General features: G+C 39.0%; 8 protein-coding genes, 2 tRNA genes and 1 pseudogene. 8 read left to right on the top strand and 3 right to left on the bottom strand.

What is annotated here, in order from left to right; genetic code table 11:
- Nucleotides 1–192: 192 nt before the first annotated feature.
- Nucleotides 193–1101, top strand: coding sequence for a DUF2971 domain-containing protein (locus tag IR173_RS17565; RefSeq protein ID WP_237040809.1), 909 nt, complete (start codon nucleotides 193–195; stop codon nucleotides 1099–1101).
- 6 nt (nucleotides 1102–1107) lie between these two features.
- Here the strand turns inward: IR173_RS17565 and IR173_RS17560 are convergent, their stop codons facing one another.
- Nucleotides 1108–2487 (bottom strand): AlbA family DNA-binding domain-containing protein, encoded by a 1380-nt coding sequence (locus tag IR173_RS17560; RefSeq protein ID WP_237040808.1) that lies wholly within the window; start codon nucleotides 2485–2487, stop codon nucleotides 1108–1110.
- A 193-nt stretch (nucleotides 2488–2680) separates the two neighbouring features.
- On the opposite strand from IR173_RS17560, the pseudogene IR173_RS17555 reads away from it, so the two are divergent.
- A pseudogene (locus IR173_RS17555) lies at nucleotides 2681–2893 on the top strand (DUF3788 family protein); the annotation flags it as partial.
- 171 nt (nucleotides 2894–3064) lie between these two features.
- Here the strand turns inward: IR173_RS17555 and IR173_RS17550 are convergent.
- Nucleotides 3065–3137, bottom strand: a tRNA-Phe gene (locus IR173_RS17550).
- A 126-nt stretch (nucleotides 3138–3263) separates the two neighbouring features.
- On the opposite strand from IR173_RS17550, the gene IR173_RS17545 reads away from it, so the two are divergent.
- The 6 genes from IR173_RS17545 to IR173_RS17520 all read left to right on the top strand — a co-directional run bounded on the left by IR173_RS17545 (nucleotide 3264) and on the right by IR173_RS17520 (nucleotide 10944).
- Nucleotides 3264–3336 (top strand) — tRNA-Pro (locus IR173_RS17545).
- 360 nt (nucleotides 3337–3696) lie between these two features.
- Complete coding sequence (locus tag IR173_RS17540) at nucleotides 3697–3897, top strand: helix-turn-helix transcriptional regulator (RefSeq protein WP_237040807.1); 201 nt, start codon at nucleotides 3697–3699, stop codon at nucleotides 3895–3897.
- A gap of 17 nt (nucleotides 3898–3914) precedes the next feature.
- Entirely contained in the window at nucleotides 3915–5462 is a 1548-nt protein-coding gene (locus IR173_RS17535) for a type I restriction-modification system subunit M (RefSeq protein WP_237040806.1), read from the top strand.
- Entirely contained in the window at nucleotides 5459–6712 is a 1254-nt protein-coding gene (locus IR173_RS17530) for a restriction endonuclease subunit S (RefSeq protein ID WP_237040805.1), read from the top strand. The genes IR173_RS17535 and IR173_RS17530 overlap by 4 nt, the downstream gene beginning before the upstream one ends.
- 1 nt (nucleotide 6713) lies before the next feature.
- The gene (locus IR173_RS17525) at nucleotides 6714–7853 is read left to right on the top strand and encodes an AAA family ATPase (protein WP_237040804.1); all 1140 of its coding nucleotides are present in this window, start codon (nucleotides 6714–6716) and stop codon (nucleotides 7851–7853) included.
- Nucleotides 7840–10944: a type I restriction endonuclease subunit R gene (locus IR173_RS17520; RefSeq protein WP_237040803.1), complete on the top strand. Its 3105-nt coding sequence runs from the start codon at nucleotides 7840–7842 to the stop codon at nucleotides 10942–10944. The genes IR173_RS17525 and IR173_RS17520 overlap by 14 nt, the downstream gene beginning before the upstream one ends.
- Before the next feature lie 273 nt (nucleotides 10945–11217).
- Here IR173_RS17520 and IR173_RS17515 read toward each other — a convergent pair.
- Nucleotides 11218–12810, bottom strand: a 1593-nt coding sequence (locus IR173_RS17515; protein WP_237040802.1) for a VapE domain-containing protein, incomplete at its 5' end; no start/stop codon positions are given.

Below are 12810 nucleotides of genomic sequence, written 5' to 3'. Positions count from 1 at the left end.
CCTTGCTCTTGGCTAACGATTCCCACTATCAGGGCTCGTTCGGGACTTGCACCCTATAGTTACTACACATGCAGGGCAAACATGCAAAGATAGGAAAAATGAATCATTTTTCCTATCTTTGAAATAAAAAGGATATAATCTTACTATTACCTGAGAATGAGTATCTTTGTATCATAGAATAAAAATATATTTATGGAACTAGAAAAAATATTGAATATAAACAAGAATACGGGTAATAATTTATTAATTGATTATATACAATCGGTAGTAAGTGTGCCTAATAATGTAAAAATTGTATATCAGTATACAAATATAGAAGCTTTATTTAATGGTATTATAGTTAAAAATCCCATATTAAATAAAGAAATTTGCTTATGGGCTTCTAATTGTGAATATATGAATGACCCAGATGAAGTAAGAACTGGACGAAAATTTATAGACAAAGCATTTAAGTTATCTCTCGATAAAAAAAGAGTTTCTTCATCAGAAAATAAGAAAATAGAAGAAGCGATAAAAAAAGATTTTTTTATTACATCTTTTTCATTATCTCAAGATAGTTTACCAATGTGGAAAATGTATGGAAGAAAAGGACATGGTATTGCGCTAGGATTTGATAAGGAAATACTGTTGAATGATTTTTCAGATTTTATGTATAGGTGTATTTACGTAGATAATACACATAAAAATATAGTAAGTCAATTGCTAAAAGAACCAATAAGTATCAATGAGAATTTGAATTTGACAAATAAAGAAGATGCTATCAAAATGTTTGGTAAATTAATTATTGATATAATGGAAAATATAATAACTTTTAGTTTGGTATCTGTAGGAGCAATGTTTCTTGTAAAGAATCCATATTATAAATATGAAGATGAAGTGCGTCTATTACAAATAGCAAAAGAAAAGATAGAGTATCGTTATCAAAATAACTTTATAATACCATATATTAAAAATTATTTTCCGAAATCTGTATTAAAAGAAATTTGGATAGGTCCAGCTAATAGTATAGACAGAACAAAAAAATCATTACGTATATATCTTGATGCAAATGGTTTTGATAATGTTAAAATTATATCTTCAAAAATTCCCTATCGAAGCTAAATATTTTTAAATCAAAAGAAAATAACCTCCAGTTTTCTGTGCTCCTCTAAATTCTATCAGTCCTAATTTAACCAAAGAATTTAAATAACGTTTAGCAGTAGGTACACTTTTTCCTATTAGTTCAGCAATCTTAGACGAATTAAGTCCCGGATATTGATTAATGATATTTAAAACTTCCTGCTCTTTGGAATTTACAGCATTATTTACAGTATCATTTACAGTATCATTTACAGTATCATTCTTGATACTGATACCTCTTTTGAATATAACCGTAAACATCCCGTCCGTATGAAATTCCGGTTCAGGAAGATTTGCTTCTCTCATGGCTTCCTGCATACGAGGAATACCGGATGCAACTCTTTCAACCAAGTGCATACGGGTAAATAAACCGAAAATTAGCGGATTACGTGTCATACTTTTATGTCCGAAATCTTTAGCCACAACAGGTAGAAGTCCTCCGGGATTGGAAATCTCTACCCGGTCGTCAAACATTTCTATCATAATGCTTGCGCCTTGTTCGTAGTAATCACGGTGCGACAGGGCGTTTATAATAGCTTCTTTAAATACGGTCAGAGGGATTTCCCAAATTTCCTCTCTTGGTCCTGTTCCCTCTATTTTATAAGCTACTTGCAGTTTGCTTTTCAGCCAAGACATAGCCTGTAAATACTGTTGGTACAATGAACCTCCGAAAGTTTTGTCATCTATAATATAGACTTTATTCGTTCCCTTGAAAAGAACACATCTTGTAACAACGTGTGGAAACTTTCGTTCAGGTTGTTTTCCGAAGAACATCGCTGCACCGTTCTTTGCCGTTCCATTCTCGGTAAACAATTCCAAGTTCTCAAATATTTGTTTATCGGGTGTGGATGGACTAAGTTTGGCTTCTGTTCGGAAATCCTTAATCATCTGTTCATCCGCATCCGTGTAGATATTGAACCAATGGCAGGGTATATGGTCGAAAAAGATTTTGTTACATTCCTGAAAGAAGCTGCGCATTTCTTCGGCTGTGCGAAGTTTTTGCGAGTTCGCTCCCTCACGCACATAGATAGAACCGGAAAATATATAAGGTTTGTCCTTGCCGGACGGAACATCAATCACCCAAATAGTTTTATCTTCAATATTTACCGAATACAATTCACAGTGGAGTGTAGGAGATATTTCACTGATAGACCCTTGAATGGCAGAACGCTTATCGTTTTCTAAGTTAGTATCTACCACTTGTCCGTTATCATCTACTCCAATAAGCAAATATCCTCCGTCTGCATTGGCAAAAGCACATATTTCCTCTGTCAGTTCACGAACCTTTGAAGGGACACGAACTTTAAATTCTACATTGTAGCCCTCTCCGCTATCAATAAGTGATTGTATATTTTTTGTATTCAGCATGAATCTCAAATAATTAGAATACAAAGTTAGTTATTTGTTCTATATAACTCCATTAAATTTTATTTTATTTATCTTCAATCGTATCATTGGGTTGTATTTATATTTACCTTTTACAAAATTAGCTATATTGGATAACGGAACAAATAAAAAACAAGCTATTTTTGCCTTATCAATCAAGTTATTACAATTCATCATGGAAAAAGACTTTCAAATACCGACTTCGGAAGCTATAGAGTCTTTGATAGGAAAAGGACTTTATCAAATATGGAATGCTCTCTGTCTTTTGATTGAGCATAAGTATGAGATGGAACAATTGTGGAACAATGGTGGGAGAAAATGGAAATATGAATATAAGTATCGAAGAGGTAGAAAAACTCTCTGTGCTTTATACGCTAAAGAAAAATCCCAGCTCAGTTGTAATTCTTGAGGGAATTACAACTGAGCCTTTAAAACCAGTCCCTTGAATAAGGACGTATGGTTTGCTTCAATCCCACTAATTTTGCCTATTCTTGGAAAAGAGAAATCCCTGAACTTCTTTGAAATTCAGGGATTTACATCGTTTTTCCTTCTTAAAAAGTGGTGCCACCAGGAATCGAACCGGGGACACAAGGATTTTCAGTCCTTTGCTCTACCAACTGAGCTATGGCACCATTGTTTCTTGTTTGCGGTTGCAAAGGTAGGCATATTTTTTGAATCTACAAATTTTTTGCAAATTTTCTACCAAATTCTTTTTGGTTTCAAAAAAATGATTTACCTTTGCACTCGCAAAACAGAAACGGAATGTAGCGCAGTTGGTAGCGCACTACGTTCGGGACGTAGGGGTCGGGCGTTCGAGTCGCCTCATTCCGACAGAAGACGACAAGCAATGAAAATTGTTTGTCGTCTTTTCTTTTACCTCTACAAATACAAATAGAATTATAGGGGGTCAAGTCAAAAAGTATGTGGGTATAATATTTGAGAAACATTGAAAGTCTGCAATGCTAAAAACATACATCCTTCCAAAGTATTATAAATCAAGTACATCAGACGAACACCTGATTGGACGTCAGCATTGCAACTCAAAGGTCATGCTTATCACCCACAGGGTTTTCAGATTGATCCGAATTATACCTGCTTTTAAACAGATTGCTAAATAATTACTTAGAGAGATGATACAAACTATCGTATTTTTCAATACCTTTGTGTTAGGCACAATAACAATTGAGAATAATGGAAGATATTAATCGGATAAAAGTGGTTCTTGTTGAAAAGAAAAAAACAGGAAAATGGTTAGCAGAGCAATTAGACAAAGACCCATCAACGGTATCGAAGTGGTGTTCTAATGCCTCACAGCCGGATTTAGGTACATTAACCAAAATTGCGGAATTGTTGGACGTTGATAGACGGGAATTACTAAACAAGAGTAAGTAAGATTTAAAAGAATTCGTATGACAAGTATAATACAAAGAGCCGAATTGCAAGCTAAGATATGGAAAATAGCCAACGAGGTACGCGGTGCCGTTGATGGATGGGATTTTAAACAGTTTGTACTGGGTGCACTCTTCTATCGTTTTATAAGTGAAAATTTCACGAACTATATCGAGGGAGGTGATGATAGCGTAGACTATGCCAATTTACCAGACAGCATAATAACGCCGGAGATTAAAGATGATGCAATTAAAACGAAAGGGTATTTTATCTATCCCAGTCAGCTTTTTGTAAACGTTGCAAAGAATGCCAATACAAATCCCAATCTTAATACAGACCTCAAAGCCATTTTTGATGCAATTGAGAGTTCTGCAAATGGTTATCCATCCGAGCAAGATATAAAAGGGTTGTTTGCCGATTTCGACACTACCAGCACACGGCTTGGCAATACGGTTGAAAATAAGAATAGCCGTTTAGCGGCCGTATTGAAAGGGGTAGAAGAGCTGAACTTTGGTAATTTCGAGGATAACCAGATAGACCTATTTGGCGATGCCTATGAGTTTCTTATCTCTAACTATGCAGCTAATGCAGGAAAGTCGGGAGGTGAATTTTTTACGCCCCAACACGTTTCCAAACTCATTGCACAACTTGCCATGCACAAGCAGACAAGCGTTAATAAGATATATGACCCTGCCGCAGGCTCGGGTTCATTGCTTTTACAAGCCAAAAAACACTTTGACAATCATGTTATTGAAGAGGGGTTCTTTGGTCAGGAAATAAACCACACCACTTATAACCTTGCTCGTATGAATATGTTTTTGCATAACATCAACTACGACAAGTTTAATATTGCACTTGGCGATACGCTTAGAGATCCTCAATTTGGTGATGACAAGCCTTTTGATGCCATTGTATCTAATCCACCATACTCGGTAAATTGGATTGGCTCGGATGACCCCACACTTATCAACGACGACCGCTTTGCCCCTGCCGGTGTGCTTGCCCCTAAGTCAAAAGCAGATTTTGCCTTTGTGCTGCACGCACTTAGCTACCTTTCAAGCAAAGGCAGGGCGGCTATTGTCTGCTTTCCCGGCATCTTCTATCGTGGAGGTGCAGAACAGAAAATTAGAAAGTATTTGGTAGATAATAATTTTGTAGAGACCGTAATTTCTTTAGCTCCGAACTTATTCTATGGCACTTCGATAGCTGTAAATATCTTGGTTCTTGCCAAAAACAAGCGAGACACAAAAACGCAGTTTATAGATGCAAGTGGCGAAGACTTCTTTAAGAAAGTAACTAACAACAATGTGCTTGAGGATAAGCATATTGAGAAGATTATGGGAATCTTCGACCGTAAAGAAGATGTTGAATACATAGCAAAAACCGTAGACAACAAACTCATTGCTGAAAACGATTATAACCTTTCGGTTAGTTCTTATGTGGAAGCTAAAGATAATCGTGAGGTGGTGGATATTGCAAAGTTGAATGCAGAGATTTCAGAAACCGTGAAGAAGATAAATGCACTCCGAGCTGATATTGATGCTATTGTAAAGGAGATTGAGGCATGAGGTATTTAGATAAATTATTAGATGGCGTTACTGTTGAATGGAAAGTGCTTGGAGATATTTGTGATTTCCAAAATGGATTTGCATTCAAAAGTAATTTATTCAAAAACAAGGGACTTCCTATTGTCAGAATAACCAATATTGATGGAACAAATGTTGATTTGACAGATGTTAAATACTTTGCCCCTACTGACTATAACAGTGGGAATCCACTCAATTACTCTATTGCAAAAGGTGAAGTTCTAATTGCTATGTCTGGTGCTACTACTGGTAAAATTGGTTATTACAATCTTAATGAAACAGCTTATCTAAATCAGCGTGTAGGCAAATTTATACCCAATAAAACGATAGTCAACAATCGTTATTTGTATCATTTTCTGCTTACTAAAACAGACTTTATGAATCTTTTGGCAGGGGGAGGTGCTCAACCAAACTTAAGCTCAAATATCCTTAAAGAGAAACTTAAAGTTCCTATTCCATGTCCGGAAAATCCTGAAAAATCACTTGCAATTCAAAAAGAAATTGTTCGTATTTTAGATACTTTTACGGAGCTTACAGCGGAGCTTACAGCGGAGCTTACAGCTCGTAAAAAGCAGTATAACTACTATCGTGAAGAGCTTTTTAATTTTGACAAGGAGGCGGTTGAGTGGATGCCATTAGGGGAAATTGGCGAATTAGTAAGAGGTAATGGATTACAGAAAAAAGACTTCACACAAATAGGTGTCCCTGCAATTCATTATGGCCAGATTTATACTTACTACGGCACCTACACATCCAAAACGATTTCTTTTGTTTCCATTGAAACGGCAGAAAAATTACGAAAAGTTAATAATGGTGATGTTGTTATAACGAATACCAGTGAAAATGTAGAAGATGTTGGGAAGGCTGTGGTTTATTTAGGTGAAGACCAAGCTGTAACAGGTGGACATGCTACAATTTTCAAACCCTCAAAGTATATCTCAGGTAAATATTTAGCTTATTTTACACAAACAGAAAAATTTGCAAGTCAGAAAAGAAAGTATGCAAAGGGCACAAAGGTCATCGATGTTTCTGCTACGGATATGTCAAAAATACAAATTCCACTTCCAACTATTGAAGAACAAGAACGTATCGTTGCAATCCTCGACAAATTCGATACCCTTACTACGTCAATTAGTGAAGGTCTACCCAAAGAGATTGAACTAAGACAAAAACAATATGAATACTACCGAGATATGTTATTAACATTTCCGAAAGATAAAGTAAAGGCATAATATGGGACAGACATTAACAGAAATAGCGCAAACGCTTAGAGATGCCAAAAACAAAGTACAGTTAATCTATGCCTTTAATGGCACAGGAAAAACACGGCTGTCCCGTGAGTTTAAGACTTTAATAGCACCAACAGATGCTAATGCAGCAGAGAACAAACAGGAACAAAATGATTCTATAGGAGAAATACTTTACTATAATGCCTTTACCGAAGACTTATTTTATTGGGATAATGATTTAGAGGCTGTCTCAGATTTAGATGCAATACGCAAACTAAAAATACACCCAAATAGCTTTACCGACTGGGTACTTGCAGAACAAGGACAGGATACGAATATAATAGCCCACTTTCAACGTTATACCAATGATAAACTAACACCTCGTTTTAATGATCAATACAATGAAATTACTTTCTCTATTGACGGAGGCAATGATGGAAATGTTGAAAATATAAAGATATCAAAGGGGGAAGAAAGTTGTTTAATCTGGTGCATATTTTACAGCCTATTGAAACAAGTTGTTGAAGTCTTGAACCAACCTGAACCAGCGGAACGAGAAACGAATAGATTTAACGACTTGAAGTATGTTTTTATAGATGACCCTGTCAGCTCATTAGATGATAATCACTTGATTGAGTTAGCTGTTAATATTGCAGAATTAATAAAATCAAGCCCCTTAAATTTGCATTACATCATAACAACACATAATCCGCTATTCATCAATGTGCTAATCAATGAAATTGGGAATAAAATCTGTTATATGCTTGACAAGCAAGATGACGGCACTTATGAGCTAAAAGAGAAGAAAGGTGATTCTAACAAAAGCTTCTCCTACCATCTCTATTTAAAACATATAATTGAAGAAGCAATTACAACAAATAGCATTCAAAAATATCACTTCATACTATTACGGAATCTCTATGAGAAAACGGCAAATTTCTTAGGGTATCCACAATGGTCTGATTTGTTGCCTAATGACAAAAAAGTCTACTACAATAGGATAATTCAATTCACAAGTCACTCGACATTGTCAAATGAGGTGGTACCGGAACCTACGGAACCAGAGAAGCAGATTGTGAAATATTTATTAAAACACCTTATTGATAACAATTACTATAAAGAAAAACAAAATGACACAGTATAAAACCATAGCAGAATCAAAAAACTTCATAGTTCTTGAAGATTATGCCAAGTACTCAATGATGAGTGAGGCTCCTGTTGGTTATCAAACGGAGTTTGCCCTTGAACGTGAGTTTATACAGGACCTAATCAATCAAGGCTATGAGAATCCCACATTAAAAAATGCTGAAGCGATGCTTGCTAACGCAAGAATACAGCTTCAGGAGCTTAACAATATGGTGTTTAGTGATGGCGAATGGGCTCGCTATGTGGAGGAGTATTTGGATAAACCAAGTGACAACCTTGTCGAAAAAACAAGGAAGATACACGATAACCATATCTATGACTTTGTGTTCGACGATGGGCATATTCAAAACATCTACTTAGTAGACAAAAAAGATATCGCACGCAACAAGCTCCAAGTAATATCGCAATTCCAACAGACCGGAACGCACGCCAACCGTTATGATGTTACCATATTGGTCAACGGATTGCCATTGGTGCAAATCGAGTTAAAAAAGCGCGGCGTAGCTATTCGTGAAGCCTTTAATCAAGTACATCGCTACACAAAAGAGAGTTTTAACAAAAAAAATTCCCTATTCAAATATCTGCAAATATTCGTAATCTCAAATGGAACGGATAGTCGCTACTTTGCCAACACCGTAGAGCGAAACAAAAACAGCTTTGACTTTACGATGAACTGGGCAAAAGCCGATAATTCACTGATTAAAGACTTAAAGGATTTCACGGCTACATTCTTCCAAAAGAACACACTCCTAAATGTGTTGCTCACCTACTCGGTTTTTGACACCAGTGACACGCTCCTCATCATGCGCCCATACCAAATCGCAGCAACAGAGCGTATTCTGTGGAAAATAAAAAGTTCCTTTCAAGCTAAACAATGGTCTAAGCCCGAAGGTGGCGGATATATATGGCACACAACTGGTTCAGGAAAAACACTCACCAGCTTCAAGGCGGCAAGACTAGCGACAGAGCTTGATTTTATTGATAAGGTTTTCTTTGTTGTGGACCGTAAGGACTTGGACTTTCAAACAATGAAGGAGTATCAAAGATTCTCCCCCGATAGTGTAAACGGATCAGAAAGCACCGCAGGGCTAAAAAGAAATCTCGACAAGGATGATAATAAAATCATCGTCACAACCATTCAGAAGCTAAATAACTTAATGAAAAGTGAAGGTGAACTATCAATCTACCAAAAACAGGTCGTTTTCATCTTCGATGAATGCCACCGTTCTCAATTCGGGGAGGCTCAAAAGCTCTTAAGAAAAAAGTTTAAACGATACTATCAATTCGGCTTCACCGGAACACCGATATTCCCCGAAAATGCTTTAGGAGATGAGACAACCGCAAGTGTGTTTGGACGTGAATTGCACTCGTATGTCATTACCGATGCTATCAGAGATGAAAAGGTATTGAAATTTAAGGTTGATTACAACGATGTCCGACCCAAATTCAAAAAAATAGAATCAGAGCAAAATGAAGAAAAGCTAAGTTCTGCCGAATATAAGAAAGCGATGCTCCACCCTGCTCGTATAAAAGAGATATCGCAATATATTTTGCAGAATTTCAGAATCAAAACCCACCGAAACCAAGGAGGAGGCAAAGGTTTTAATGCTATGTTTGCCGTAAGTAATGTCGATGCCGCAAAATGCTATTACGAGGAGTTGAACCGTCTGCAAAAGGATAGTGAAAAGCCTCTCAAGATTGCGACAATCTTCTCTTTTGCTGCCAATGAAGAGCAAAATGCAGTAGGTGAAATACCGGATGAAACCTTTGAGCCATCGGCTATGGAACTGAGTGCAAAAGAGTTCCTAACAAAGGCTATTGATGATTATAACGGAATGTTTAAAACAAGTTATGGCGTTGATAGTAAAGAGTTCCAGAACTATTATCGTGACCTTGCCAAAAGAGTAAAAAGCAAAGAAGTTGACCTTGTTATTGTTGTAGGCATGTTCCTTACGGGATTCGATGCTCCCACACTCAATACGTTATTTGTAGACAAAAGCCTGCGCTACCACGGGCTAATGCAGGCATTCTCTCGCACCAACCGAATTTATGACGCTACCAAGACTTTTGGTAATATCATCACTTTTAGAGATTTGGAGGCTGCCACCATTGAGGCTATCAGAACATTCGGGGATAGTAGCACAAGAAATGTAGTACTTGAAAAAAGCTACAAAGAATATCTGGAAGGCTTTACGGACATTGTTACAGGTGAAGCACGTAGAGGTTATATAGAAGTTGTAAAGGAGCTAAACGAAAAGTTTCCAAATCCGGAGGAAATAGTCACAGAGAAAGATAAAAAGGAGTTCACAAAACTATTTGGTGAGTATTTGCGTGTGGAAAACATCCTGCAAAACTACGATGAATTTACACATCTTAAAGCACTTCAAGCAATAGACATAAACGATCCTCAAGCCATTGAAGCATTCAAAGAGGCTTATTTCGTAACAGACGAGGATATTGCCACAATGCAAACTATTGAGGTACTGCCTGATCGCACAATCCAAGATTATCGCTCTACTTATAATGATATTCGTGACTGGTTTAGACGGGAGAGAAACAGCAAAGAAGAGGAGAAATCAAAGGTCGATTGGGATGATGTAGTCTTTGAGGTCGATTTGCTAAAATCTCAAGAGATAAACCTTGACTATATTCTCGAACTAGTCTTTGAACATAACAAAAAGACCAGCGACAAAGTTACATTGATAGAGGAAATTCGTCGTGTTATTCGTGCCAGTATCGGAAACCGAGCCAAAGAGAACTTAGTGGTTGATTATATCAATGAAACAGATATTGACGCTATCTGTGATAAACCGAGCATTCTGGATTCGTTCTACAGCTATGCACAAGAAAAGTTGAGAGTAGAGGCTGCACAGTTAATTGTTGATGAGAATCTAAATGAGCAAGAGGCAAAACGTTACATAGCAACCTCTTTAAAGCATGAGTATGCAAGCGAAAACGGAACAGAACTCAATAGCATACTGCCTAAAATGAGTCCATTAAACCCTCAATATTTAACTAAAAAACAAAGTGTATTCCAAAAGTTAGCTTCTTTTGTTGAGAAGTTTAAGGGTATAGGAGGGCAGATTTAGAAACAGTAATTACAATCAAAAGTGATAATACTCCGAATGTAAAGCACTATATTATAAAGTATATGACTATCCCCAATATGCGACTAATGGGTATCAGAATGAACAAATGTTATTTGGTGATAAAGGTTAAAAGGTTTTATGTCTTTACCCCTTGTTTGAGCAACAGTTTAAGGACTGTCCGAAATTTCCAGGCTTTGTACTAAAATCCGTGGCAGGAAACATTCTCAAAGAGTATCCTGCCTAGCATTCCACCACCCGATACACATTCCNTGCCTAGCATTCCACCACCCGATACACATTCCCCTTGGCAGTATGTACCCGCTCGCCCAACTGGGGCAGGATACGGCTCAGGCTGTAGGCCGTCATGCCCCTCATGGCCGAGGGATGGGCGGACTTCATCCGCTCGAACAACTGGGTGGCGGAAAGAGTCAGCACCTCTTGCGGTTCGTCCTCTTCCGTGGCAAAGCGGAAGCAGAGGCGGAACACCTCCTCTTCGGGTACATGCTTGTAGAACAATGCGTTGTGTTGCTGTATAGCTTGTTCCTCTTCCTTGTTGAACCAGCCGCGTTCACCGGACAGAAGCTCCGCCTTGAGTTGGGCGTACAGTTGCTCATGCTCTACGGGAGTGGTGCAGTCTATGGCGTGCTCCAGACTGACACAGAGAAAACGGCGCGAACCGGTGCGGTCCACCAGCAGGTCTTCCCGGTTGCTGGTGCCGATAAACGAGGCGATGCGGGGAAGTGCCGAAGCACTGCGTTTGTAGGCCTTGCGGATATTCAGCGCGGAAGCCTGCATCAGGTTCTTCAGCAGGGGCATTTTGGACGCACCCAACTTGTCGAATTCATCCAAGTTGATTAGGCCGTAGGCAGCTAACCTAGCTTCGGCGGATGCCGGTGAACTGAGGTCATAACTCTCTGTATAGTAGGCTTTCAGCGCATCGGGCATCAACAGGCGGCAGAACGTACTTTTCCCCAGTCCCTGACGACTGCTCACCAGCAGGGGTGCCACGCTGTTGGCGCGGTTGGTATCCGGCCGGAACTGCATCCATTGGGCAGAGAGTCCCAGCATCCAGCGGTGGAAACCATTCACCCATACCGGGTTATCGGACACCCTGCGGGCGAGTGCCGACACCCGGTCGGTGCCGTCCCATTCGGGAAGCTGCTCAAAGTAGGCGGTAAAGGGATGGTATTCGCTGATGCGGCGCGAGCGCACAAAGCGTTGGATGTCCCTGTCCCAGCAGTCTATGCCCGCTTCAGTGGCCTCCAAACTGAGCGAGTTCATCCACCGTTCGTCCACCTTGGCGTAGCGCAAGTGGTCATCGGGAATATTGTGTTCCACGCCCGCCACCTCGGTTTCCTCGGTCAGCACGTTGAATCGGAAGCGGTAGCGGGAGGTGAGAAAAGCGGTCACTTCCTGCATCAAGGAGCGTGATTTCGCCTTTTTAACAGTTTTTTCCGAAGATATTGGCGCGGCTTCCTTTCGGGTGTCTTCCAAAGATATCGGTCCGACTTTATTTTCAGCATCTTTCGAGGATTTCAGTCCAGGCTCCTTTCGGATGTCTTCCAAAGATATCACTCCGACTTTATTTTCAATATCTTTCGAGGACTTCACTCCGAGTTCCTTTCGGATATCTTCCAAAGATGTTGGTTCGGCTTCCTTTTTAATGTCTTTCGAGCCTACAGTATTCATAACCTTTCGAACGCTTCCCGATTGTGCGGACTCCCCCTCTGTTTCTTCCGTTAAGTCTGCCGGACATCCGGAAAAGACGTCTCTGCTTTCCAACAAATTTCCCTTGCCGTTTTCAGCAAGAAGAACCTGTGACTTGTCCACTTCCTTCACTCCGTCCTCATCGGAAACGATGTAGTG

Origin of the sequence: Phocaeicola faecalis (assembly GCF_021730445.1) — a bacterium.
Taxonomy (GTDB): Bacteria; Bacteroidota; Bacteroidia; order Bacteroidales; family Bacteroidaceae; genus Phocaeicola; species Phocaeicola faecalis.
Note: the sequence above shows the minus strand (reverse complement) of the source record. Positions and strands in the feature narration are given on the sequence as shown.

Coding starts and splice junctions, on each gene's coding strand:
- IR173_RS17520 (WP_237040803.1), top strand. CDS start 7,840: ATGACACAGTATAAAACCATAGCAGAATCAAAAAACTTCATAGTTCTT.
- IR173_RS17540 (WP_237040807.1), top strand. CDS start 3,697: ATGGAAGATATTAATCGGATAAAAGTGGTTCTTGTTGAAAAGAAAAAA.
- IR173_RS17560 (WP_237040808.1), bottom strand. CDS start 2,487: ATGCTGAATACAAAAAATATACAATCACTTATTGATAGCGGAGAGGGC.
- IR173_RS17525 (WP_237040804.1), top strand. CDS start 6,714: ATGGGACAGACATTAACAGAAATAGCGCAAACGCTTAGAGATGCCAAA.
- IR173_RS17535 (WP_237040806.1), top strand. CDS start 3,915: ATGACAAGTATAATACAAAGAGCCGAATTGCAAGCTAAGATATGGAAA.
- IR173_RS17530 (WP_237040805.1), top strand. CDS start 5,459: ATGAGGTATTTAGATAAATTATTAGATGGCGTTACTGTTGAATGGAAA.
- IR173_RS17565 (WP_237040809.1), top strand. CDS start 193: ATGGAACTAGAAAAAATATTGAATATAAACAAGAATACGGGTAATAAT.